Source organism: Wohlfahrtiimonas sp. XWW7 (genome assembly GCF_056716055.1).
On record NZ_CP168032.1, the window covers coordinates 965,967 to 990,729 of the forward strand.

General features: G+C 37.4%; 22 protein-coding genes and 1 tRNA gene. 13 read left to right on the forward strand and 10 right to left on the reverse strand.

The features are described 5' to 3' along the window. Positions 1-14: 14 nt before the first annotated feature. The 9 genes from rpsM to ispH are packed head-to-tail and all read left to right on the forward strand — an operon-like array spanning position 15 to position 8,152. Positions 15-371: a 30S ribosomal protein S13 gene (rpsM, locus tag ACA100_RS04760; RefSeq protein WP_481078835.1), complete on the forward strand. Its 357-nt coding sequence runs from the start codon at positions 15-17 to the stop codon at positions 369-371. Between the two features lie 19 nt (positions 372-390). Next, positions 391-780 carry a 30S ribosomal protein S11 gene (gene rpsK, locus ACA100_RS04765; RefSeq protein ID WP_077926808.1) on the forward strand — a complete coding sequence of 130 codons (390 nt, stop codon included), beginning with the start codon at positions 391-393 and terminating at the stop codon, positions 778-780. 13 nt (positions 781-793) lie between these two features. Beyond that, positions 794-1,417 (forward strand): 30S ribosomal protein S4, encoded by a 624-nt coding sequence (gene rpsD / locus ACA100_RS04770; protein WP_481078836.1) that lies wholly within the window; start codon positions 794-796, stop codon positions 1,415-1,417. 39 nt (positions 1,418-1,456) lie between these two features. Next, complete coding sequence (locus ACA100_RS04775) at positions 1,457-2,455, forward strand: DNA-directed RNA polymerase subunit alpha (protein WP_481078837.1); 999 nt, start codon at positions 1,457-1,459, stop codon at positions 2,453-2,455. 32 nt (positions 2,456-2,487) lie between these two features. Then, on the forward strand, positions 2,488-2,871 hold the full coding sequence (rplQ, locus tag ACA100_RS04780) for a 50S ribosomal protein L17 (RefSeq protein ID WP_481078838.1): 384 nt from the start codon (positions 2,488-2,490) through the stop codon (positions 2,869-2,871). A 59-nt stretch (positions 2,872-2,930) separates the two neighbouring features. Continuing rightward, positions 2,931-3,866 (forward strand): riboflavin biosynthesis protein RibF, encoded by a 936-nt coding sequence (ribF, locus tag ACA100_RS04785; protein ID WP_481078839.1) that lies wholly within the window; start codon positions 2,931-2,933, stop codon positions 3,864-3,866. 9 nt (positions 3,867-3,875) lie between these two features. Next, positions 3,876-6,722, forward strand: coding sequence for an isoleucine--tRNA ligase (gene ileS, locus ACA100_RS04790; protein ID WP_481078840.1), 2,847 nt, complete (start codon positions 3,876-3,878; stop codon positions 6,720-6,722). After that, complete coding sequence (lspA, locus tag ACA100_RS04795) at positions 6,715-7,218, forward strand: signal peptidase II (protein ID WP_481078841.1); 504 nt, start codon at positions 6,715-6,717, stop codon at positions 7,216-7,218. Before ileS ends, lspA begins: the two co-directional genes overlap by 8 nt. Further along, positions 7,211-8,152 (forward strand): 4-hydroxy-3-methylbut-2-enyl diphosphate reductase, encoded by a 942-nt coding sequence (gene ispH, locus ACA100_RS04800; protein WP_481078842.1) that lies wholly within the window; start codon positions 7,211-7,213, stop codon positions 8,150-8,152. Before lspA ends, ispH begins: the two co-directional genes overlap by 8 nt. Positions 8,153-8,221: 69 nt before the next feature. On the opposite strand, the gene ACA100_RS04805 is transcribed toward ispH, so the two are convergent. The 5 genes from ACA100_RS04805 to ACA100_RS04825 form a co-directional block, all read right to left on the reverse strand. Next, the gene (locus ACA100_RS04805; protein WP_481078843.1) at positions 8,222-9,232 is read right to left on the reverse strand and encodes a glycosyltransferase family 2 protein; all 1,011 of its coding nucleotides are present in this window, start codon (positions 9,230-9,232) and stop codon (positions 8,222-8,224) included. Between the two features lie 103 nt (positions 9,233-9,335). After that, the gene (gene purB / locus ACA100_RS04810) at positions 9,336-10,703 is read right to left on the reverse strand and encodes an adenylosuccinate lyase (RefSeq protein WP_481078844.1); all 1,368 of its coding nucleotides are present in this window, start codon (positions 10,701-10,703) and stop codon (positions 9,336-9,338) included. 2 nt (positions 10,704-10,705) lie between these two features. After that, a complete protein-coding gene (locus ACA100_RS04815) occupies positions 10,706-11,104 on the reverse strand; it encodes a DUF423 domain-containing protein (RefSeq protein WP_481078845.1) in 399 nt (132 codons plus the stop codon). Between the two features lie 4 nt (positions 11,105-11,108). Continuing rightward, positions 11,109-11,465: an ArsC/Spx/MgsR family protein gene (locus tag ACA100_RS04820; RefSeq protein ID WP_481078846.1), complete on the reverse strand. Its 357-nt coding sequence runs from the start codon at positions 11,463-11,465 to the stop codon at positions 11,109-11,111. Positions 11,466-11,468: 3 nt separating this feature from the next. Further along, positions 11,469-13,025 (reverse strand): UvrD-helicase domain-containing protein, encoded by a 1,557-nt coding sequence (locus ACA100_RS04825; RefSeq protein ID WP_481078847.1) that lies wholly within the window; start codon positions 13,023-13,025, stop codon positions 11,469-11,471. 149 nt (positions 13,026-13,174) lie between these two features. On the opposite strand from ACA100_RS04825, the gene ACA100_RS04830 reads away from it, so the two are divergent. Continuing rightward, complete coding sequence (locus tag ACA100_RS04830) at positions 13,175-16,498, forward strand: PilC/PilY family type IV pilus protein (RefSeq protein ID WP_481078848.1); 3,324 nt, start codon at positions 13,175-13,177, stop codon at positions 16,496-16,498. A gap of 79 nt (positions 16,499-16,577) precedes the next feature. Here the strand turns inward: ACA100_RS04830 and asd are convergent, their stop codons facing one another. From asd to ACA100_RS04850, 4 genes are all read right to left on the reverse strand, one after another. Next, entirely contained in the window at positions 16,578-17,684 is a 1,107-nt protein-coding gene (gene asd, locus ACA100_RS04835; RefSeq protein WP_481078849.1) for an aspartate-semialdehyde dehydrogenase, read from the reverse strand. Positions 17,685-17,798: 114 nt separating this feature from the next. Then, positions 17,799-18,869: a 3-isopropylmalate dehydrogenase gene (gene leuB, locus ACA100_RS04840; protein WP_481078850.1), complete on the reverse strand. Its 1,071-nt coding sequence runs from the start codon at positions 18,867-18,869 to the stop codon at positions 17,799-17,801. A gap of 16 nt (positions 18,870-18,885) precedes the next feature. Continuing rightward, positions 18,886-19,341, reverse strand: coding sequence for a dUTP diphosphatase (gene dut / locus ACA100_RS04845; protein ID WP_481078851.1), 456 nt, complete (start codon positions 19,339-19,341; stop codon positions 18,886-18,888). A gap of 10 nt (positions 19,342-19,351) precedes the next feature. After that, positions 19,352-20,305 carry an NAD-dependent epimerase/dehydratase family protein gene (locus ACA100_RS04850; protein WP_481078852.1) on the reverse strand — a complete coding sequence of 318 codons (954 nt, stop codon included), beginning with the start codon at positions 20,303-20,305 and terminating at the stop codon, positions 19,352-19,354. A 179-nt stretch (positions 20,306-20,484) separates the two neighbouring features. Here ACA100_RS04850 and glmM point away from each other — a divergent pair, with 179 nt between their 5' ends. From glmM to ACA100_RS04865, 3 genes are all read left to right on the forward strand, one after another. After that, positions 20,485-21,792 carry a phosphoglucosamine mutase gene (gene glmM, locus ACA100_RS04855; protein ID WP_481078853.1) on the forward strand — a complete coding sequence of 436 codons (1,308 nt, stop codon included), beginning with the start codon at positions 20,485-20,487 and terminating at the stop codon, positions 21,790-21,792. Positions 21,793-21,802: 10 nt separating this feature from the next. Then, positions 21,803-21,876, forward strand: a tRNA-Arg gene (locus tag ACA100_RS04860). An 83-nt stretch (positions 21,877-21,959) separates the two neighbouring features. After that, positions 21,960-23,417 (forward strand): potassium transporter TrkG, encoded by a 1,458-nt coding sequence (locus ACA100_RS04865; protein ID WP_481078854.1) that lies wholly within the window; start codon positions 21,960-21,962, stop codon positions 23,415-23,417. A gap of 486 nt (positions 23,418-23,903) precedes the next feature. Here ACA100_RS04865 and ACA100_RS04870 read toward each other — a convergent pair whose 3' ends face one another. Then, entirely contained in the window at positions 23,904-24,692 is a 789-nt protein-coding gene (locus tag ACA100_RS04870) for a DUF922 domain-containing protein (protein WP_481078855.1), read from the reverse strand. Between the last annotated feature and the right edge of the window lie 71 nt (positions 24,693-24,763).

Below are 24,763 nucleotides of genomic sequence, written 5' to 3' on the forward strand. Positions count from 1 at the left end.
GAGTTTCATAATATATGGCACGTATAGCAGGTGTAAACTTACCGCTCAAAAAACATGTTATTATTGCTTTGCAGTCCATTTATGGCGTTGGCGCTACACGCGCAAAAGCAATTTGTCAAAATGCACAAGTTGATCCAACTACAAAGGTAAGTGATCTTACTGAAGATCAAGTTGAAGCACTACGTGCGCAAGTTGCGCAATTCGTAGTAGAGGGTGACCTTCGTCGTGAAGTGTCAATGAGTATTAAAAGACTAATGGATCTTGGTTGTTACCGTGGTATCAGACATCGTCGTGGTTTACCTGTACGCGGACAACGTACCAAAACGAATGCACGCACTCGTAAAGGCCCAAGACGTTTAGTTAAGAAATAAAAATTTATAGGAATTAGTGATGGCAAAACCTTCAGTAAAAACACGTAAGCGTGTTAGAAGAACTGTTGTAGACGGTGTCGCACACATACATGCATCGTTCAATAATACAATCGTAACTATTACAGATCGTCAAGGTAACGCGTTATCTTGGGCTACATCTGGTGGTTCTGGTTTCCGTGGCTCTAGAAAATCTACTCCTTTTGCAGCACAGGTTGCAGCTGAAAGAGCAGGTACTACAGCTAAAGAGTATGGTTTGAAAAATCTTGACGTTGAAGTTAATGGTCCAGGCCCAGGTCGTGAATCTGCGGTACGTGCATTAAATGCTTTAGGGTACAAAATCACATCTATCGTTGACGTAACACCAATTCCTCATAATGGTTGTCGTCCACCTAAGAAACGTAGAGTATAATTGGAGTATTTAAATGGCACGTTATATCGGTCCTAAATGTAAATTAGAAAGAAGAGAAGGTACGGATCTTTTCTTAAAATCACCAGCTCGTCCTTTCGAATCAAAGACTAAACTTCATGATAAAGCACCAGGTCAACACGGCGCTCGTCCTAAGAAGTTATCAGTTTATGGTGAACAGCTTCGTGAGAAGCAAAAGTTACGTCGTATCTATGGTGTATTAGAAAAGCAATTTAGATCTTACTATGCAGAAGCTGCACGTCGTAAAGGCTCTACTGGTGAGAACTTATTGCAAATCTTAGAATGCCGTTTGGATAACGTTGTTTATCGTATGGGTTTTGCTGTAACTCGTGCAGAAGCTAGACAATTAGTTTCTCATAGAGCAGTATTAGTGAATGGTAAATCAGTTAACATTCCTTCATATCAGTTGAAAGCAGAAGATGTTATTTCTGTAACTGAAAAAGCAAAACAGCAAACACGTGTTAAATACGCTATGCAATTGGCTGAAAGCAACGGTTTTGTTGACTGGTTGGCTATCGAGCCTTCTAAAATGGAAGGTACATACAAGCGTATCCCTGATCGTAGCGACTTACCAGCAGACATTAATGAATCACTAGTAGTTGAATTGTATTCTAAGTAATATTATTGATTAACGTTAATATCTAGGTGAATATTTATTATGGCTGTACATGAATTATTAACGCCAAAGATTGTTGATATAAAAACAATTAGTCCTACACGTTCTGAAGTCTCGCTCGAGCCTTTAGAGCGTGGCTTTGGCCATACGCTGGGTAATGCTTTGCGTCGTATCCTTTTGTCTTCAATGCCAGGTTCAGCAATTACTGAATGTGAAATTGAAGGTGTTCAAAAGGAATACACAGCAGTACCTGGAATGTATGAAGACGTAATAGATCTTCTTTTGAATCTTAAAGGAATTTCTTTATCACTTCACGATGCTGATGAAGCATACTTAACACTAGAGAAATCTGGTGAAGGTCCTGTGACGGCTAAAGATTTAGTGGTTCCTCATAATGTGGAAATTTTCAATCCTGATTATGTGATCGCTAACTTGACAGCTCAAGGCTCTTTGAAGCTTCGTTTAAAAGTTGAAAATGGTCGTGGTTATCAACCAGTAGGTGTTCGTGAATCAGCTTCTGATGCGACACAAAAAATTGGCAACTTCAAGATCGATGCTTCTTTTAGCCCAGTGAGAACTGTTAGCTACAAAGTAGATACTGCTCGTGTTGAACAAAGAACAAACTTAGATCGCTTGGTTATTAATCTTGAAACCAATGGTAGTTTAGATCCAGAGAAAGCAATTCGTGCTGCAGCAACTATTTTGCATGAACAATTAGCAGTATTTGTTGATCTAAAATCAAAACCTGATGTAATTGAAGAGAAAGAAGAGCCAGTATGCGAAATCGATCCGATCTTATTGCGTTCAGTAGATGATCTTGAGTTGACTGTACGTTCAGCAAACTGTTTAAAAGCAGAAAGCTTGTACTATATTGGTGAGCTAATCCAAAAAACTGAAGTTGAGTTATTGAAAACTCCAAACTTGGGTAAGAAATCTTTAACAGAAATTAAAGATGTGCTTGCACAACACGGTTTGTCTTTGGGTACTAAATTGGACAATTGGCCACCAGCACATTTAGATGTGAGCAAGCCGCCAGCATAATTAAGTTACAAAATTTTTAAGGAATTATTCTAATGCGTCATCGTAAATCAGGTCGTGCCTTTAGTCGCACATCAGCGCATAGAAAAGCAATGTTCAAGAACATGGCTGTTTCTATGATTGAGCATGAATTAATTAAAACAACATTACCAAAAGCTAAAGAATTAAGATCAGTTGTTGAGCCTTTAATTACTTTGGCAAAAGTTGACTCAGTTGCTAACCGTCGTTTAGCATTTGCTCGTTTGCGTTCAGAAGCAGCAGTTGCAAAATTGTTCACTGAAATTGCACCACGTATGCAACAACGTCCAGGCGGTTACTTAAGAATTCTTAAGTGTGGTAACCGTGCAGGTGATAACGCGCCAATGGCTTATGTTGAGCTAGTTGATCGCGCAACAGTACCAGCAGATAAAGCTGAGTAATTGTTTTAAAATTGATAGAATAGGCCGGTTCATCCGGCCTTTTTATTATTTGGTGAAATATGTATTTTACACATCTAAATCTCTCTTCATTACCATCTCATTATGATGGTCGTGCTATTACTATTGGTTCATTCGACGGTATTCATATAGGTCATCAAAAGATTCTAAATGAGTTAAATCAACATGCCAAGGCGCATAACTTACAACGTACTTTAGTGACTTTTAGTCCATTGCCACCAGAATATTTTAAAAAAGGCATGGCACATCGTTTGATGTCATTGAGGGATAAAGCTGAGTTTTTGAAGAAAAATGATTTAGTGGATGAAATTGTATTGATTCCCTTTTCTCAAGCAATGGCAACCATTACAGCAGATAGTTTTTTGAATGATATTTTAATTGATCATTTACAAATGAAAGCACTCTTTGTGGGTAATGATTTTAAATTTGGCCATAAAGCACAAGGGAATATTGAGTTTTTAACTCAGGCTTTAGAAGGCAGATATCATTTTTCTGCCATTGATGACTTAATGCGTCATGATGTGCGCGTGTCATCCACAAAAATTCGAGAATTTCTTGCAAAGGGAGAGTTGGCTTCGGCTAAGGAATTTTTAGGAAGAGATTATAGTTTGATTGGTAAAGTTGTACCAGGGAATCAATTAGCGCGTACTTGGGGCATGCCAACGATTAACATTCATTTACAACATGATTTCCCGTTAATGGGGATTTATAACGCTATTGCTGAGAACTTATGCACAGGCAAAAAATATACTGGTGCGGCTAGTATTGGTTTTCGTCCAACGATTGGCGGTACAAATGTTGTGCTTGAAGTTCATCTGCATGATACTAATGAGGATCTCTACGGTCAGTTCTTCAAAATTTCTTTTATTAATAAGATGAGAGACGAAATTAAGTTTGATACACTTGATGATTTGCGAAAGCAAATTGAGCATGATATAACGAACTCTTATTCGTTTTTTAAAGACTATTCAGAATAGGTACAGACTGTGAGCAAAGATAAATCTCAAAACAATGGTAATCATCAATATAAAGATTCGTTGAATCTTCCAACAACTAATTTTGATATGCGTGCAAACTTGCCAATTAAAGAGCCAAAGTTTGTAGAGTTTTGGGAATTTATTGATTTGTATGCTAAGCAGAGAAAGCAATTTGAAGGTAAGCCAAAATTTGTTTTACATGATGGCCCTCCATATGCAAATGGTGCTTTGCATTTAGGTCATTTTGTGAATAAAACTTTGAAAGATATTATTGTTAAGTCACATGGTCAAATGGGTTATGATTCTCCGTATGTTCCTGGTTGGGATTGTCATGGTTTGCCGATTGAATTAGTTGTAGAGCGTAAATACGGTAAAGTTGGTCCTGATATGACAGCTGCTGAATTTCGTCAAAAATGTGCTGATTTTGCAGCAACACAAGTTGATTTACAACGTGATGAATTTAAACGCTTCGGTATCTTAGGTGATTTTGATCGCCCATATTTGACATACGATAAAAAGACAGAAGCAAACACAGTTCGTGCATTGGCTAAAATTTATGAAAATGGCCATATGGAGCGCGGTTCTCGCCCTGTTAATTGGTGTTTGGATTGTGGCTCATCTTTGGCGGAAGCAGAAGTTGAATATGCTGATAAAAAATCACCAAGCATTGATGTTAAATTTTCAGTAGTTGATTTGGCAGCATTTAATGCCGCAACAAATGCGAATATTTCTGAACCAGTATCTGTAGTGATCTGGACAACAACACCATGGACATTGCCTGCGAATGAAGCCGTATCTGTTCATCCTGAATATGATTATTCAGTGGTTGAATTTAATGGTGAACAATTGGTTGTTGCGACTGAATTGGTTGAAGGTTTAGCAAAACGTTGGAAAGGTGATATCACTGTTAAGGCAACGTTTAAAGGTAAAGTTTTAGAAGGCTTACAATTGAAGCACTGCTTCTATGATAAGCAAGTACCAATGATTTTAGGTGAGCATGTAACACTTGATGGCGGAACAGGTTGTGTTCATACTGCGCCATCTCACGGTGATGATGACTATAAAGTTGGCTTGCAGTATAACCTACCAATGGTGAACTATGTTTTAGGTAATGGTGATTATTCATCAGAAGTACCTTTATTTGCGGGCCAAAATATTACGCAAGTGGAAGGTAATATCATTGAAGCATTGAAAGAGAACAATGCTTTAGTTTTCTTCTCAAGAATCGAGCATAGTTATCCTCATTGTTGGAGACATAAAACACCAACGATCTATCGTGCAACAGCGCAATGGTTCATTAGTATGGATAATAAACATCTTCGTCAAGATATTTTAAAAGCGATTGATGGTGTTAAATTTACTCCAAGTTGGGGACAAGCTCGTTTATATGGCATGATCGAAGGTCGTGGAGATTGGTGTATTTCTCGCCAGCGTTATTGGGGTAATCCAATTCCTTTATTCTTGCATAAAGAAACAGGTGAATTGCACCCAAATACAACAGAATTGATGTTAAAAGTAGCAGATCAAATTGAAGACAAAGGTTTGACTGGCTGGTTTGAAGCTGACATTACAGAATTCTTAAGTGCTGAAGATGCACTGAACTATGAAAAGAACAAAGATATTTTGGATGTTTGGTTTGATTCTGGAACGACGCATTACACAGTATTGCGTCAACGTGAAGAATTAACATATCCAGCAGATTTATATTTAGAAGGTTCAGATCAGCATCGTGGTTGGTTCAACTCTTCAATCTGTACGTCTGTTGCAATGGATGGCATTGCACCTTATAAGCAGTTATTAACGCATGGTTTTACTGTGGATGCTCAAGGCCGCAAAATGTCTAAATCTTTAGGCAATGGCGTTGAACCACAAGATGTGATGGATAAAATGGGTGCGGATGTTCTTCGTTTATGGGTTTCTTCAACAGATTATCGTGGTGAAATTCCTGTCTCTGATGAAATCTTAAAACGTACATCAGAGACTTATCGTCGTATTCGTAATACAGTGCGTTTCTTGTTGGCAAATACAGGTGAGTTTGATTTCAAAAAAGACGCTGTGCCGATGGATGAGCTATTGCCATTGGATCGTTGGGTGATCGATCGTGCACATCAGTTACAGCAAGAAATTGCAGAGCATTATGTAGATTTCTCTTTCCATAATATTTATCAGAAATTACAAAGCTTCTGTTCGATTGACTTAGGTAGTTTCTACTTAGATATTACAAAAGATCGTCAATATACTTGCGCGAAAGATTCACTTGCACGTCGCTCATGTCAAACGGCATTACATCATGTATTGGAAGCATTGGTTCGTTGGATGGCACCAATTTTGTCATTCACAGCAGAAGAAACTTGGCAAAATATGCGTGAAAAAGATGGTGATCGTTTAGAATCTATCTTCTTAGCAGAATTTTATACAGGTTTAGTGCCTTTAGAGAATACTAAGTTTGATCGTAATTTCTGGAATATGTTGTTGAATGTTCGTTCAGAAGTTTCTAAAGAGATCGAAAAGCATCGTGCAAACGGTGAAATCGGTTCTTCATTGCAATCTAATGCAACGATCTATTGTACGCAAGGTATGTTGGATCAATTGGCGATGTTAGAAGATGAATTACGTTTTGTATTGTTAACATCTTATGCAACAGTTAAACCATTATCTGAAAAGAGTGCTGAATTGCCAGTATTTGAGTTAGATGATCAACAGTTTGCTGTGGCAATTGAAGTGAATGATCACAAAAAATGCGTTCGCTGTTGGCATTATCGTGAAGATGTTGGTACGCACGCAGATCATCCAGAGTTGTGTGATCGTTGTATTACTAACTTAACGCCAGAAGGCGAGAATCGTCAATATGCCTAATTCATCCTTACAGACAAAGAAGGTTGCGATCTTCTTTGTTTTGGCTTTGATTGGTGTTGTGATTGATCAAGGGACTAAATGGTGGTTTAACACAAATTTAGAGCCTTATGGATTAGGAATCACGGTGATTCCTGATTTCTTATCATGGCGGTTGGCTTATAACACAGGTGCAGCTTTTAGCTTATTTGCTGATCATTCAGGCTGGCAGAGATGGTTCTTCATTGTATTTGCGATTGTTGCGACGATTGGTATTTCTATTTGGATCATGCGACGTAAACCGCATGAGCGCATTTTGCCTTACGGTTTAGCGTTGATTATGTCAGGTGCGATTGGCAATGTGATTGATCGCATTAGAATAGAAAAAGTGATTGATTTCATCAGTGTGAATTTTGGTAGTTACTATTTTCCAATTTTTAATGTCGCAGATATTTGCGTCTCAGTTGGTGCAGGCTTAGTCATTTTGTCATCTTTTATTGAGCGTTCACATCATGAGTAAAAAGATTTATTTAGCCAATCCTCGCGGTTTTTGTGCGGGGGTTGATCGTGCCATTGGTATTGTTGAAAAGGCTTTGGCGCAATTTGGTGCGCCGATTTATGTTCGCAATGAAGTGGTTCACAATAAATTTGTTGTGGATGGCTTGCGTGAACGTGGTGCAGTTTTTGTGAAAGAGCTGCATGAAGTACCAGATGATTCAATTGTGATTTTCTCTGCACATGGTGTTTCTAAAGCTGTTCAAAATGAAGCGAAAGAGCGCGGTTTGAAAGTTTTTGATGCAACCTGTCCATTAGTCACAAAAGTGCACATGGAAGTGAGCCGAGATGCTCGTAATGCACGTGATACCATTTTGATTGGTCATGCAGGGCATCCTGAAGTTGAAGGTACAATGGGGCAGTTTGATCCAGCTTATGGTGGAAAAATCTACTTAGTAGAAGATCTTGAAGATGCTGAAAAAATTGCCATTGATAATCCTGATAACATCAGTTATGTGACGCAAACGACTTTATCACTGGATGATACGAAAGAGATCATCGTAAAATTGCGTGATCGTTTTCCTGTGATTTCAGCACCGAAGAAAGATGATATTTGCTATGCAACACAAAATCGTCAAGATGCTGTGCGTGAGCTCTCTGCAAAATGCTCGTTAATTTTTGTTGTGGGTTCTAAAAATAGCTCAAACTCTAATCGCTTACGTGAATTGGCTGAGAAAGAAGGCGCCGTTGCTTACTTGATTGATCGAGCCGATGATATTGATGTTGCAATCTTGAAAGATCATACAGAAATTGGTGTAACGGCAGGCGCTTCTGCTCCTGAAATTTTGGTGAAAGAAGTGATTGAGTTATTGGAAAAAGAAGGTGCAGTTTTGCAAGAGAATGTATCTGAAAATCCTGAAACAATTGTGTTTCCATTGCCGAAAGAATTACGTGATTAATTGAAACATCTTCAAATTAATATGGAAAGCATCCGAAAGGATGCTTTTTTGTTGGTGCAGATAAAATATTTATCCAAATATTTTTGCCAATAATTTTGCCAAACCCAATTGGTTGCATAAAAATAGCTTAATCACTAAGCGATTAGCAAGGCTCAAATGGTTGAGATCAATGATCTTTTCATCGATGAGCTTTTTGAAATTACGTTGAGCAACTGGAATTAATTGATCTCGTAATTCTTTGCCTTTCGTTTTACGGATAATTTTACTGACGATCATACGATAAGCATCATTGGCCATTTGTTGCTTAAACAAAGTATCCACTTGTGATGGGATATTGTTACCAGTAATGAAGTAATCGTAAGTGTGCTTTAAACGTGTTGTGGCATCATTTAAGTAACGTTCTGCACGCAAACCTGATGTGACGCTCGCTTCATGGCGGCGATAAAAATAGAGTGGTAGATCGATCTTTCCGAATTGATTGGTTTTTGCGTACAATTGCAATGCATACATGTAATCATCTTCATAGAAGATATCTTCATAAAAGCGAAATTCTTTGTAACGATCAAAACGATAAAGCTTATTCCAGGCAGGTGAATCTGGCGATTGAGGATCTCGCTTTAAGAATAATTCTAGTGCATTGTTGTGTGTAGAGATTTGAATATTTTGCCCATCATATTTTTGATCTGGAATTTCAGAGATATTGCCAAATGTGAATTTATTGAATGTAATGAAATCTAATGAAGATTGTTGTTCAATAGCATTGAAGCAAAGCTCCATTGTTTGTGGATGTAATAAATCATCACCATCCATGAACATGAAGTATTCACAATCACTCACATTTTCTATACCAACATTACGAGAATGGCAGGGTGATCCATAATTTTTCTCATTTTGTATCACGATGAAACGATCATCATTGGCAGCAAATTGTTGTAGTTTTTCAAAGGTATTATCCGTTGAGCGATCGTCCACACAAATGCATTTGAAATCAGGGAAAGTCTGATTTTTGATCGAATTTAAACATTCTTCAACGTAATGGCTTAAATTATAAAAAACGACTATGATGCCAATTTTCTTCATGGATATTGCCCAATTAATCTGAATGAGAGAACATTATAGCAAGCTAATAAAAAACCACATCAAGATCGTTGATGTGGTTAAAGTTTAATGCTCAATTAAAAGATTAGATCTTTTTCGCTAACTCAACAGCTTTACCAATGTAGTTGTGTGGCGTTAATTTTTTCAATTCCACTTTCACATCTTCAGGCATTTCTAAAGAATCAATGAATACAGATAATTTCTCTGCACTGATTTTTTGTCCACGCGTTAATGCTTTCAATTTTTCATACGGAGATTCGATGTTGTAACGGCGCATTACAGTTTGAATTGGTTCTGCTAATACTTCCCAGTTCAAATCTAAATCATTGCTGATTGAAGCTTCGTTCACTTCCAATTTACCTAAGCCTTTTTGTAAGCTCTTATAAGCAATCAAAGTATAGCCAAATGCTGAACCTAAGCTACGCAATACCGTTGAATCACTTAAATCACGCTGCCATCTTGAAACAGGTAACTTTTCAGCAAAGTGGATGAATAATGCATTAGCAATACCGAAGTTACCTTCTGCATTTTCAAAGTCAATTGGGTTAACTTTGTGTGGCATTGTAGAAGAACCAACTTCGCCTTCAATTACTTTTTGCTTGAAGTAACCCAAGCTGATGTAACCCCAAATGTCACGTGCTAAATCGATCATAATTGTGTTTGAGCGGCTCATGATGTGAGATAACTCAGCAACGTAATCATGTGGTTCGATTTGTGTTGAGTAAGGCATGAAGCTTAAACCTAAATGATTGATCACTAAGTTTTGAGCATGAGCTTCCCAATCAACTGCAGGATAAGCAACCATGTGTGCATTGTAGTTACCAACAGCACCGTTGATTTTGCCAAAGAATTCAAATGTTTCTAATGCTTTGAATTGACGCTCTAAACGGTAAACTACGTTTGCCATTTCCTTACCTAAAGTCGATGGCGTTGCCGATTGGCCATGTGTGCGTGACAACAATGGGATTTCAGCAAACTCATGTGCCATTGAGCGTAATGTTGCAATGATCGCTGATAATTCAGGCTTCACAACATTGTTAATGCTTTCTTTTAACATCAAAGCATAGGACAAGTTATTGATATCTTCTGATGTACATGCAAAGTGGATAAACTCTGAATATTCAGCAATTTCAGGCACAGCTTTGAATGCATTCTTTAACCAATATTCAACAGCTTTAACGTCATGATTAGTTGTTTTTTCAATGTCTTTAACAGCTTTTGCATCTTCTGGTGAGAAGTTGGCATAGATGTCACGAAGTTTTTGCACATCTTCTTTTGAGAAAGATGGCACTTCAGGAATGCCCGCATTTTCTGATAATGCGATGAACCATTCAATTTCAACAGTAATACGCGCTTTGATTAAGCCATATTCACTCATGATATTTTGCAATGGTGATGTTTGTCTTGAATAACGTCCATCGAGTGGAGAGAGTGCGGTAATTGCATCCAACATATTTAATCCCCTTTAGGAATAACAAGGTTTGAAGAAAATTTAAAACAACCAATAAGAACCAATAACCATGCAATCATAAATGATATGCCGCCAATAGGGGCGATCATGCCAAACATTTTAATATTTGTGAGTGCGATGGTATATAAACTGCCTGAAAAACAAAAAATGCCAATCATAAATAATAGATTGGCACTGAAAAAATAACGGGATGTTTTAAAAAAGTATGCAGCAAGTGTTGTAATGATGATGGCAATACCATGCACCATTTGATAATACGTGCCTCGTTCCCATAAGCCTAATCCGTAATCTCCTATCATGGCTTTTAAAGCATGTGCACTAAATGCACCTAAACCAACAGCTAAAGCGCAAAATAAACCACCAATAATAAAGAAATTACGCATGATATTAATCCTCAAATAACTCAATTAAAACAGTGTGATCAGGACGGCCAATTTTTGCTTGATTGTTAGGATTGACCAAAATAGGTCGTTCCATTAATTCTGAATTATTCGCTAGAAATTCTAATTTCTCATCTAAAGTCCAACCATCCCAATCATCACGAAACTTTAGAAAACCACCTTCTTTTTTACGAATCATGGATTCGATATTATTATCGAGTTGTTTACAAAGTGTACGCAATTCATCCACAGTTGGTGGCATTTCAATATAGTTCACAATTTTAAAATTCACGCCTTTTTCTTTCAATAGATCAAAAGCAGCATTAGATTTAGAACAGCTCTCATTATGATAAATCGTCCACATTATTTATTTCCTCCCGATGTTATAAAATTCTTGTAAGTAATTTGCTCGCACTTTTGGATTCATAATTCTAATGTGCGGTAGTTGTGGAAAATCTTTAGGTAACATACTTTCTGCGATATAAATTGTATGTTTTGCACGTGTAATGGCAACATACAATAAATTAATCTCCTCAATGGTTTTGAGATTTTGAATTGTATCTGAATTTTTTGCTAGGCGCTTCACATCATCTTCTGTAATGAAATCTTCAACCAAATAAACTTCATCGTATTCTAATCCTTTGCTGCGATGAACGGTAGAGAAGAGAAGGTCCGCATGATCTTTATCCTCTTTGGCAACTAAACGATCTTTTAGTTTTTTCATTACGCCAAAAATTTTTGCACCATATAAACGTACTAATTCGATCAACATTTTAAGTTGTGTATCGTTGGTTTCTTCTGCGTATTCTTCGAGCGCTTCTAAATTTGCAAACGATTTAATCATTGGGCTATGAATTTTATCAATTTTACCGAGGTGCAAGTTCACCACATCGTATAACGAAGTGCCTTCTTCTGTATGTGTATAAGCATAAATGCTACCTTCAAAATAGATGGAGCCAGTCAATGATGGATCATGAATATAGCGAATGGCTTCTCTCAATAAGCCCAAATTGGTTCTGCCTAAAACAATTTTTTGGTGCTTATTTTCAGTAATGCCGACACCTTGAATGCTTAAGTCATCTTTAATATGGAGATAGCTTTTCCACTCTAAAATGGATTCCGCCAACAGCGCAATATCTGCATGGAATCGAAAACTTTTTGTTAATGGAAAAGTTGTAAAATCAGTCTCTTCCAATGCATTGACTGCATGTCGCCAGCTATAAATTTGTTGATGAAGATCGCCCACAATCATTTTTTTGGCAGGTTGCTTTAAAAATATATCGAGCATCACAGATGATGCATCTTGACCTTCATCGAAGAAAATATAATCGTAAGGTAGGCTTGGGCGAATGAGCTGGAACTTTTTGAGATAAAAATCATGCGTGATTTCGATCTCTGCTTGGTTCATCTTGCGGATGAATGTTCGTGTGTAATCCACAATTTCGGCATAATTCATTTTCACAAAAGCTTTGGCTTTATCGTCACTGAGTAGACTGAAATAATCTAATTCCTCCGCACTTTTGACAGAGCTATTACAATAAAAACGGAGCAATTTATCAATGTGATGGGCAAACAAATAAGCACGCTGAATTGGCATGGAGGATTGCAGTTCTAAAACATTTACGGTTTCTGGAATAGAGTAACCATTTTGCTTTAATTGATAACCTCCACGACGCACTATGTAGCGAAATGCTAAAGAATGAGCTGTTTCTACAGTGACATTGTATAAGCCTGCTTGTTGGAATCTTAAAATAGCTTCTTGTTTAACCGTTTGGTTAAAGGCTAAATAGAGAATTTTTGCATCATTGGGACGAGATTTTGCGTATGCGACGATCGTTGTCGTTTTACCGGAACCGGCAACGGCATTAACTTTTAAATTAGCATCAATTGCAAGAATGGCATCTTGCTCTGGAGTTAGCTTCATTGCAGTAGAAAAAGCATAGTGGATCGCAAAATTAAAAGAGCATTCTATCAAAGATATGGAAGTTATGTTGAATAGTTCACCACTTCAAATGAAAAAGTTATTGCGTAGATTATATGCATAAATGTTAAAATGCTGTCATTACAGTTGGATTGAGGCAAACATGCGATGCAGAGAAAAAAATAAGCGTAATTGTTCTAGGATTACTCATTACAAACTTATCCGCGATACAAGCAAAACAGTCAGAAAGCCCATACTTAGCTAATCCTGTAGCATTACATCGTTATATTAATAAAACGGTTCCGAATATCGCCATCATCGTTGATAATTCAAATATTATGAATGAGTCGATGGCATCGCAACATAAAGATGAGAATCCAAGATATATCGATGTTGTGAAAAATGCTTTGATTAAAGCCTATCCTGACGCTTATGGCACACATAATTTAACTTTAATCACATTGACAGATGTGGCTAAAGATATGCATTGGAAAGTCGATCAGAGCCAGCCATCAGGTTATTTATTTGCATCAGGCATTAATAATGACAATATTTTTTATAGTAATGAACCTAATTTTAATCCATATGATATAGCGCCAAGTACCTCTGATGGAACTCTGCAACGTTCAGTAGGTTCAGGAAATGGCAAGCAAAATTATGGCTTTAATAAATTTAAAGATAGTCGGTTAGTTGGCGGCATTCAAACTTATCAAACATATGTTCTAGGATTGACTGAACAACAAAAGAATACAATGGGAATGACGTTATTAGTCCCACTTTTAACGCAATTTAATAGTAATTATGTATTTCAACAGCAGCAGGATAATTTAAATCTTCTGACAAAAACAATAAGTCTTGGTGAGGGAAGAATTCGAGATGTTTTACCACAAACAGTCGATTACCTTGTTAATAATATTAAATATCGTTGCCAAGATAGTTATATTTTGGTGATCACGAATAACATCTCAGAAGTGATGGATGATGTGAATCGTAAGGCGATTGGACAATATGCAAAAAATCATCCTAAATCGAGTGATGAAAAGGATGCCGAAGGTTATTTATTCAATCAATTGGATTTTCCAGATCAATATGTTCAAACATCACTCTTAGCTTTAAATACAAAACATACAAGTACAGAATGGGTTTTGAACTCTCAAGATGTGAGAGCATTTGCAGCAATAGGTGCAGGGCGTGGCGTGGTTGCTAATGATGATGAAGATATTATCTTGCATCTGAAAGAGTTTATGCGTGAAATGTCTCCGAAGTCTTTATTCACAGGTTCAGCGCCTGCTGTTTATGTTGGAATTAATCCAGACACTAATGAAGAAGAACAGGTTTGGGTTACATCTGTTTCGGAGCCTGATGGATGGTTTGGACATATTCGAGTGAATAAAACTCTTGAAGAAGAAGCTTATAGCACAATGCGATATGCACAAGGTTACCCTGATGTTTATCTAAATACTGGTAAAGATGTGGTGTATCTATCTTTATTTGGATCAGCATCGGGGATCGCAAAAGATAGAAATGTGCTTAAAACTTCTGATTTTGGCTTGCCAATCACAGAGAATGTGAGTGACTTTATCAGCTGGTTAATTGGTGAGCATCCTATCGATGGTGGTTCTGATTATTTTGGTGATAGTCTCTATCCTCAATATCGTTCGCGTTCGGATGATGCATTTTCAGGTAAACGATATTTAGGTGATATTACTAATGATACAGTAGAAATTTTAGGTACATATTCATCTTCTATTAATGCACCAGGAATGTTGGTGGTTGGATCTAATGATGGCATGTTGAAAGTGTACAGAGCCAATCCTTTTTATAATATGCAACCTGAACCTAATAAGCCTGGGCTTGAAGAATTAGATGAACCTTTTCCTTATGTTTATGAGTTTGCTTATATGCCAGGTGGCGCAAAACGTTCAGATGGCAGTAAATTAATGGAACATTATAAATATCGTGCAGATCCAGCATACGGTGATGAATCGAAATATCCTGTTCATGAATATGGGATTAGCGGACAAATTGCGTATCGTACTACGAATAAAAATCAAACATTTATGGTGGGGACTTTAGGACAAGGAGGATTTGGTGCTTTTGCATTAAATATTGCAGGTAGGGCGCATCATGATCAAAGCCAAAAATTAGGTGTTGAAAGTATGCCAAAACCATCTTGGGGTGAAAATTCATTCTTATGGGATACAAATTCTAGTGCCTTTGGTGCGGCTCAAGAAGGAAGTGAGGCTATTGGGCATATTTTAGGCAGACCTGTGATTGCGCGGGTGGCGATGTCGCGTTCAAATGGCATTCCTAATATGAAAAAAGATGTTCGTTATGTCGCTGTTTTACCTTCAGGTGAATTTGGTGATCAAAATAAAGATCCAGAGCCAACACTGTATATTTATGATGCGTTAGGAGTGAATGTAGGAATTAATCAGAATAAAAAAGACATAACAGCTGGTAAGTTAATTAGAAAAGTTAGTGCGCAATTACCTAAAGGCATATCTCTAAAATATAGAAATAGTTTGTCTGCACCAACATTGGTAGATTTAACATTTGATGGTGTCGCAGACATTGGTTATGTTGTTGATTTGAATGGACATTTGTACCGTTTAGATTTACGGGGTGATAATCCTGATGCATGGACTTTAAAGTTAATTTATGAGGGCAGTGATAAGTATCCTATTACACAGGCGCCATCTGTTTCTCGCTATGACCGCAAAAATGTTGTGATCTTTGGCACAGGTAGTTATGCGAAAAAAGATGATTTTAATGGACATATTGTCCAAAATGCTATTTACGGTATTTTTGAAAATGATACATTTACAGCCTTCCAAGATGAGCCATTGACAGCGCATAGTAACTTTATAGATCAAACATTAAGTTCTGATATGAGCAAAATGACGAGAAGTATCTCAAATCATGAAGTCGATAAAGAGCATATTGGATGGCGTATATTGTTAAGTAACACAGCGAGAGAAGGATTATCTCAAAAGCCTGTTGTCTTTAATGGAACAGTATTTTTTCAAACGTATGTTTTACATGATAAGCAAGCAATGCCTGATAATGCGATGTGTTATCGCCCAGCCTTGAGCCCTGATACATGGTTGTTTCAAATCAATGCTCGCACAGGTGCTATCTTGAATGAGGATAAAGATACTCGTCTAGAAGAAATGGGTAAAGAACATGCTATTCAATTTGATGGCACGATTTTACCAACATTGAAATTGGTGCGAACAGATCAATCAAGTTCAACCAGTAAAGATGGTGAAATGCAAAATGGTAATGATCCTGATTTTGAATTAGTTGAATTAGAATCTCTGCCAAATAATAATTTGTTGAATAAAGGCCATTATTTAAATGAAGAGGGGATTTGTAATGCAATCGTAACTAATGGCATGACATTAGTTTGTCCACCTTATAAGCAGGTTTTAACACCAGGACGATTGTCAATTATGAAGCATTCCGCTAAATAATTGAATGCATGATTAAAAAAGTCCGGCCATATTAAAAATGGTCGGACTTTTTATATAAAATAAAAATTTATTAAAACTTTTAAATAAGAATTGTCAACATTCTACGAACAGGCTCAGCTGCACCCCAAAGCAATTGATCACCTACTGTGAAAGCGGACAAATATTCGTTGCCCATTTTCATTTTGCGTAAACGGCCAACTGGAACTTCCAATGTGCCAGAAACAGCAGCAGGTGTTAATAATTTCATTGTATCTTCACGATGATTAGGAATCACGCGAACCCAATCATTGGATTCACGGATCATTGTTTCGATATCATCCAAAGGAACATCTTTAGTTAATTTCAATGTTAATGCTTGTGAGTGACAGCGCATTGCACCGACGCGAACACAAATACCATCGACAGGAACATCATGCGCAGAGCCTAAAATCTTATTAGTTTCCACCATGCCTTTCCATTCTTCACGGCTTTGGCCATCTGCTAATTCACTATCAATCCAAGGAATCAAGTTGGCTGCTAAAGGTACAGAAAAATTATCTTTAGGGAATTGTTCTGCTTTTAATAAATGTGAAACGCGGCGATCAATTTCTAAAATTGCTTTTGCAGGTGAAATTAAATCTTCAGCCATTTCATTACCGATGAACTGCATTTGTTGTAGCAATTCACGCATGTTTTGAGCACCCGCGCCAGAAGCTGATTGATATGTCATGGATGTTGTCCATTCCACCAATCCTTCTTTGAATAAGCTACCTAAAGCCATTAACATTAAGCTTACGGTACAGTTGCCGCCTACAAATGTTTTAATACCATTGTTTAAACCCTGATCAATGTTATTGCGATTGATGGGATCTAAAACGATGATTGCATTATTTTCCATTCTCAGTGTCGATGCAGCGTCAATCCAATAGCCTTGCCAATTTGCAGATTGGAGCTTGTCATACACTGCTTTTGTATAATCACCACCTTGGCATGTCAAAATAATATCTTGTGCCATTAACGCATCGATATTGTATGCATCTTCTAATGTGCTTTCTTGTGAACCGCCCATGATTGGCGCAGCACCGCCAGCATTAGAGGTTGAAAAAAATGTTGCATGAATATGGCGAAAATCACCTTCTTCAACCATTCTTTCCATTAATACAGAGCCAACCATTCCGCGCCAGCCAACTAAACCAACCTTTTTCATTGTTCAATCCTTTTTATCAAAGTGATCACCTTAAAATATCCCATTCAAATATCCTTGCCGAAGGGAAGGATATTGATAATTAATGAGAATTATAAAGTGATTTGAGTATTGTTCTTATGCTTGAAGCTCTGCAATCACTGCATCGCCCATTTCTTTACAACCAACCACCGTGCTGTTTGCTTGTGCAATATCACCTGTGCGAATGCCTTTGCCTAATACAGTTTCAATGGCATCATCAATTTCTTTGGCAATGTCAGGGCGATTCAAAGTGTATTTAAACATCATGCTCACAGACATAATGGTTGCCAAAGGATTGGCTTTATTTTGCCCTGCAATGTCAGGTGCTGAACCGTGGCTTGGTTCATATAAACCTTTGTTGTTTTCATCTAAAGATGCCGAAGGTAACATGCCGATTGAGCCCGTTAACATCGATGCTTCATCCGATAAAATATCACCAAAGATATTGCCTGTTAGCATCACATCAAATTGTTTTGGTTGGCGAACTAACTGCATTGCAGCGTTGTCCACTAACATGTGTGATAATTTTACATCAGGATATTCTTTGGCAACTTCTGTCACAACATCACGCCATAATTGTGTTGTTTCTAACACATTCATTTTGTCGATAGAGCAAACTTGTTTATTGCGTGCTTGTGCTGCTTGGAATGCAACATGTGCAATGCGGCGAATTTCAGATTCAGAATACAACATTGTATTGAAGCCAACTTTTTCACCGTTGCGAATTTCGATCCCACGAGGATGACCGAAATAGATATCGCCCGTTAATTCACGCACGATTAAAATATCTAACCCAGAAACTAACTCTTCTTTCAAAGAAGAAGCGTGAGCCAATTCTTTGAAAACGTGAGCAGGACGAAGATTAGCAAATAAGTTTAAACCTTTACGGATTGCTAATAAACCTTGTTCTGGGCGAACTTCACGAGGCAATGTATCGTATTTAGTATCACCAACAGCGCCAAGCAAAACGGCATCAGCAGCTTTTGCCTTGGTGAGGGTTTCATCTGGTAGAGGCTTGCCCGTTTTGTCATAAGCAATACCGCCAATGAGCGCGGTTTCTGTTTCAATGCCAAGTTTATACTTGTCATTCATAACATTTAATACACGAACTGCTTGTTCTGTGATTTCTGGACCAATACCATCACCAGGTAATACTAATACTTTCATTCCTCATCCTTATTGTTTAATTGCGGCCTGTATGACCAAAGCCACCGGCGCCGCGTTCCGATGCTTCAAATTCTTCTACCTCTTGGAAATTCGCTTGGATCACGGGCACGATGATCATCTGTGCCAAACGCTCACCAACTTCGATTGTGAAAGCTTTATCACTACGATTCCAAGCTGAAACCATTAATTCACCTTGATAATCTGCATCAATTAAGCCCACAAGATTGCCAAGTACAATCCCGTGTTTTGTGCCTAAACCAGAGCGCGGTAATACCATAGCTGCATAAGCTGGATCTTTAATGTAGATCGCCAAACCTGTTTTCACAAAAGCACTTTCGCCTGGTTGCAACGTTAAAGGTGCATCGAGCATCGCACGTAAATCCAAGCCTGCGGAGCCTGCTGTTGCATAACTTGGTAGCGGAAACTCATCACCTAAACGTTTGTCTAAAATTTTGTAATCAACTAATAACACTGTAAATCCTTTAAATAATATTTCTGCCCGCGGTCATTCTGTCATTTTCATAGCGATCTTGTAGACCATATTTGTACTCAAAGCTCATGACGGATTGGAATGATTGAGGCGCAATATTGAGTTGCGGTAGATTATTTGTATCTGAAATGCTGTCGACTTTCAAGCTGTTATACTGATTCATTGTAAAAGGTGCTTTTGGGAACCAGCCAGTTGTTAATGCCAACATGTATGCAAAGACATTAGGCATTGCCATAACTTTTTTAGGGCACAAGTGAGAATAACGCATAACATCACGCATCATTTCAATGAATGTCATCACTTCTGGACCAACCAAATCATAAGTTTGTTCATGATTTTTTTGTGTTTCTAGGATGTTTGCAACAGCCTGTGTTACATCATCAATATAAATAGGCTGGAATTTTGTGAATGCACCTGGCAACATAAACATTGGGCATTTATTGATTAAACGCGCTAAATTATCAAGGCTAGGTGCTCGATGACCAAATATAAATGAAGGGCGAATGATGGAAATTTTGATATTGCTCTCTTTTAATGTTTCTTTCAGTGCAACTTCACCTTGCCATTTTGTATCAAAATAAACAGAGCCACCTTTTTCAGAAACACCTAAAGCGCTCATGTGTACAAAGTGCTTTATATTCGTTTGTTTCACCAATTCAGCATAATGTTTGACTAATTCAACATGTGCTTTAGTTGCACGTTTACGATTGCCGTCCATCGTGCCAATTAAGTTAATAATAATGTCAGCATCATGGATGTGATAGAGCATTTCTGCATCAGTTTGTGGATAATTTTTGAACTTCACAAATTGATGCTGCCTTGTGTCAACTTGAGGGTTCTTGTTGCGTGAGAATGCGATGATTGAATTGTTTTTATCTCTCGCTAAGCGACTGATAATATGAGAGCCGACATATCCGCTGCCACCGAGAATGATGATTTTAGACATACACAAATCCTCTTGAAATAGGAAGAATAACCGATCCATTCTAACCAAAGGGAGAAGTGTCGTAAACTGCATATCCACATATCTCTATATATTTTGACAAGTGATCAGAATATCAATTTTTAGCAAAACAGTATAAAATCAGCGCCACTAAGAAAATTAACAAAATATAAGGAGTTTACATGCGTCGTTATTTTGGTACAGATGGAGTTCGTGGTTTAACAGGTCAGGCTCCAATGACACCAGATTTTATTTTAAAACTGGGTTATGCGGCAGGTAAAACTTTGGCACGTGAAGGTGCTCGTGTTCTAATTGGTAAAGATACACGAATTTCGGGTTATATGTTTGAATCCGCTTTGGAAGCAGGTTTAACATACGCAGGCGTGGATGTTGCTTTAACAGGACCGATGCCAACGCCAGCCATTGCTTATTTAACTAAAACATTGGATACATCTGTGGGCTGTATGGTTTCAGCTTCACATAATCCTTATTATGATAATGGTGTAAAATTTTTTGGCGAAGATGGTCAGAAATTAGATGACAGCATTGAGTTTGAAATTGAGCGTCAATTAGAAGAGCCATTAATCTCTGTTGACCCAGATAAATTTGGTCGGGTTCGTCGCATTACAGACGCAGCAGGTCGTTACATTGAGTTTTGTAAAAGTTCTGCGCGTGATCTTAATCTGCGTGGTATGAAAATTGTATTAGATTGTGCGAATGGCGCAACTTATCACATTGCGCCTCATGTATTTACTGAGCTAGGTGCAAAAGTTATTGTGATTGGTAATCAACCTAATGGTTTTAATATCAATGATCAAGTGGGATCAACGCAACCAGCAGCACTTCAAAAGAAAGTATTGGAAGAAAAAGCAGATTGTGGCATTGGCTTTGATGGCGATGGTGATCGTTTAGTGATCGTAGATTCTAAAGGTGTTGTTTATGATGGCGACGCAATTTTGTATTTAATTGCAACGCACCGTAAAGAAAAAGCGATTGTCGCAACCATTATGAGTAATCTTGGTTTTGAGCATGCATTGAAACAAGAAGGTATCGAATTAATCCGTGCAAAAGTTGGCGATCGTTATGTATTGGAGCAGTTAAAACATCATGGTTTAACATTGGGTGGAGAAAACTCAGGCCATATCATTTGTATGGATAAACATACGACAGGTGATGGAATTATTGCCGCCTTGCAAGCTTTACAAGCAATTCTTGCTAAAAATATGACGATTCAGGAAGCCTTGCAACACATTCCTAAATCAACACAAACATTGATCAATGTAAAAATTGCAGATCGAGATGGATGGGAAACTGATGCTGTGACCAATGCCATTGCAATCGTTGAGCAACAGCTTGGTGATAAAGGTCGCGTATTGATTCGTCCATCTGGTACTGAGCCAGTTGTGCGTGTGATGGTGGAAAGTTTTGATGTAAAAGCATCACGCCAACATGCAGAATCACTTGCTAAATTAATTGAAAATCAGAAATAATAAGAACAATGCCTCGGTAGCTCAGCTGGATAGAGCATTCCCCTCCTAAGGGAAAGGTCACACGTTCGACTCGTGTTCGGGGCACATTATTGTATAGAGTCTTATAAACTACACAATTATTTAATAAGAGAGTAAAATGAATCTCTTTTTCTTTTAGGATATTTTCCATGGATAAACAGCTTGCCATTATTTTTAAGATAATGGGAATGTTGATGGTGGGGTTTAGCTTTACTTTTTTAATTCCAGTTGGAATTTCATTTCTTTATTCAGATGGCCAAGCACATTACTTTATCAGTGCATTCATTAGCACAATAGTTTTAGGTGTATTGTTATGGTTGCCATTTAGGAACGTAACATATGAGTTAAAAACACGGCATGGATTCATCATTGTGGCACTCTTTTGGAGTGTGCTCAGTTTGATAGGTGCAGTGCCTTTATATTTATCTAAGGAACTTGATATATCCTTTGTGCATGCTTTCTTTGAAGCAACGTCTGGCTTTACGACAACTGGTGCAACTGTTCTGAATCATTTGGAAACACTGCCTAAATCAATTTTATGGTATCGCACGCAACTGCACTTTTTTGGCGGTATGGGGATCATCATTTTGGCTGTTGCTATCATGCCAATTTTAGGTATGGGCGGCATGGCGCTTTTTAAAGCTGAAGTGCCTGGGCCAATGAAAGAAGAAAAATTAACACCAAGAATTGCACAAACAGCACGTAATTTATGGTTTGTATATATATCCTTAATGTTAGCTTGTATTGTGAGTTATTACATTGCAGGTATGGATCTATTTGACGCTATTACACATGGTTTTTCGACTGTAGCAACCGCAGGCTTTGCTAACTATGATGACAGTATTGGTTACTTTCAAAGCGAGTTGATTAATTGGATTGCCATCTTTTTTATGTTCATGGGCGGTATCAACTTTACCTTGCACTTTTTGGTATTTAGGGAAAAAAGTGTTAAACGTTATTTTCAGAATTTTGAGCTAAGAACATTTTTCTTTGTCTCTGTAGGTGCGTCGATTATTGTTGCAATCACCTTGCACTATTTTTCTATTTTTAATGGTTGGTATGATTCTATCGTGAACGGTTTTTTTACTGTGATGGCAATGATCACGACAACAGGGTTCTTAATCAATCCATTCAGTGATTGGCCAATTTTTCTACCACTTTTATTGATTTTCTTATCATTTATGGGGGCTTGTGCAGGCTCTACAACAGGTGGTATGAAGATGATTCGTATTATTTTAGTGTGTAAGCACGCATATAGTGAGGTGAAACATTTGATCCATCCTCGCGCAGAATTGCCTGTTCGTGTGGATGGCAAAGTGATTCCATTATCCATTTTAGCGAGTGTTTGGGCATTCATTGTTCTCTACGGTTTATCAACCGCCGTATTAACACTAGTAATGATTGGCTGTGGTTTAACGCCTTTAGATGCGTTCTCTGCGGTGGCAGGGTGTTTGAATATTACAGGGCCAGCATTGGGATCTATTGCGAATAACTATTCTTCTATCTCGGATACAGGCTTATCCGTTTTAAGTTTTACAATGCTTTTAGGGCGATTGGAAATCTTTACGATTTTTGTATTATTAACTCCAAGTTTTTGGAGAAGTTAAGATATTCACAAAGTTATCCACAGAGCTATCATGATGAACTGTGGATAACATCTTTACAACTCATAAGTTATAAATAAGTATTGAAAACAACTGATCTTATCAGCACCGTATAGAATGATTAATCTTTAATCTCTGCATTGACAGCCCGAACATATCGGTGATTTGGTTAAGTTTACAAAGATTATTCACAAAATTATCCACAGGCTATGTGGAGTAATCGACAAGTGAATCAAAATAATATTTTTGAAGAGATGGCAGCACCTGAGTTTTTTTGTTGTTTTTGTAAATGGCGACATTTTGATGCATTTTATTGAGCTCACGTTTAGTTTCGATTAACTCTTCATTATATTGTTCCACAATTTTTTCTAGATTATGTTGAGCGAGTTTATAATTTTCCTCTATTTCTTGAGTATGCGCCTGACTGACTTCATTTGTATCGTAGTTTTACAAAGTATTTGATTAAATTTCTCGCCCAGTTGATTGAGATTATAACTCTGAGTAACTCTCTTCTGGCACGCAATAAAATTTACCTTTAAAAGGTTCGATCAATTTTCCTTGGCATTCATCATGTTGAGATTCATCTTTGTAGCTCACAACATTTGTTTTTGCATTACTGTCTTGCACCAATGAAGAGAAGGATCCTTGTGCTGCTTTTTCTTGTTGTGTTGTGGCTTGATTGCAGATGGCCAAATCCAATTTATTACCATATTCATAGCAATCTAAGTCTAAATTTTCTTGTTCAATGGCAGCATTTGTGCGCGCAAAAGATTGATCGATATGTTTTTTGAGTGCAGAACAATCTTTAAATTGTGAGTTGTTCTGATTGATTGAGCGCAAATCATATAATAAATTTTGTAAGCGTTTGATATAAATCTTTCTGTGTTTAAATTCATGCGTTCTGATCTCATATAGCTCAGCATCAAACTTCATCATGGTTGTATCTGTGTAACGATGTTTTTCCATATTGAGTTTAGGCAGATAAATTTTAGAATGAAATTGAATATTAACTGAGTCAATGAAACAAATTTTGCCGGGTGAATATTTTAAGTTATAACCAGGTGTTGTATATCTAGCCTCATGCATTCCAACATATTTATGACTATTGCGATCATGTTGGTTCATCAACATAGGTGATGCATTATAAATAGCTTTTTGTACGTCATTTTCATCTTTAGGTGAGACTAGATAATAATGCTCAGCCGTTTTCAATGTTAAAGCGACTGCAGGTACAAACATTGTGATAACAGCAGTCAATATTAAAAGTAATGTTTTCATTATCCAATAACCAATTAATCATTTTATTTATAACTCAACATTATAATCGAAATGATTAATTAATCTTTGAT

Bases quoted from the DNA above. Each gene is read 5' to 3' on its own strand.
- rplQ (WP_481078838.1), top strand. From the start codon at position 2,488: ATGCGTCATCGTAAATCAGGTCGTGCCTTTAGTCGCACATCAGCGCAT.
- rpsK (WP_077926808.1), top strand. From the start codon at position 391: ATGGCAAAACCTTCAGTAAAAACACGTAAGCGTGTTAGAAGAACTGTT.
- lspA (WP_481078841.1), top strand. From the start codon at position 6,715: ATGCCTAATTCATCCTTACAGACAAAGAAGGTTGCGATCTTCTTTGTT.
- ACA100_RS04805 (WP_481078843.1), bottom strand. From the start codon at position 9,232: ATGAAGAAAATTGGCATCATAGTCGTTTTTTATAATTTAAGCCATTAC.
- ACA100_RS04815 (WP_481078845.1), bottom strand. From the start codon at position 11,104: ATGCGTAATTTCTTTATTATTGGTGGTTTATTTTGCGCTTTAGCTGTT.
- ACA100_RS04850 (WP_481078852.1), bottom strand. From the start codon at position 20,305: ATGTCTAAAATCATCATTCTCGGTGGCAGCGGATATGTCGGCTCTCAT.
- rpsD (WP_481078836.1), top strand. From the start codon at position 794: ATGGCACGTTATATCGGTCCTAAATGTAAATTAGAAAGAAGAGAAGGT.
- ACA100_RS04775 (WP_481078837.1), top strand. From the start codon at position 1,457: ATGGCTGTACATGAATTATTAACGCCAAAGATTGTTGATATAAAAACA.
- purB (WP_481078844.1), bottom strand. From the start codon at position 10,703: ATGTTGGATGCAATTACCGCACTCTCTCCACTCGATGGACGTTATTCA.
- ACA100_RS04820 (WP_481078846.1), bottom strand. From the start codon at position 11,465: ATGTGGACGATTTATCATAATGAGAGCTGTTCTAAATCTAATGCTGCT.
- ACA100_RS04865 (WP_481078854.1), top strand. From the start codon at position 21,960: ATGGATAAACAGCTTGCCATTATTTTTAAGATAATGGGAATGTTGATG.
- ispH (WP_481078842.1), top strand. From the start codon at position 7,211: ATGAGTAAAAAGATTTATTTAGCCAATCCTCGCGGTTTTTGTGCGGGG.
- ACA100_RS04825 (WP_481078847.1), bottom strand. From the start codon at position 13,025: ATGAAGCTAACTCCAGAGCAAGATGCCATTCTTGCAATTGATGCTAAT.
- rpsM (WP_481078835.1), top strand. From the start codon at position 15: ATGGCACGTATAGCAGGTGTAAACTTACCGCTCAAAAAACATGTTATT.
- leuB (WP_481078850.1), bottom strand. From the start codon at position 18,869: ATGAAAGTATTAGTATTACCTGGTGATGGTATTGGTCCAGAAATCACA.
- ACA100_RS04870 (WP_481078855.1), bottom strand. From the start codon at position 24,692: ATGAAAACATTACTTTTAATATTGACTGCTGTTATCACAATGTTTGTA.
- asd (WP_481078849.1), bottom strand. From the start codon at position 17,684: ATGAAAAAGGTTGGTTTAGTTGGCTGGCGCGGAATGGTTGGCTCTGTA.
- glmM (WP_481078853.1), top strand. From the start codon at position 20,485: ATGCGTCGTTATTTTGGTACAGATGGAGTTCGTGGTTTAACAGGTCAG.
- ribF (WP_481078839.1), top strand. From the start codon at position 2,931: ATGTATTTTACACATCTAAATCTCTCTTCATTACCATCTCATTATGAT.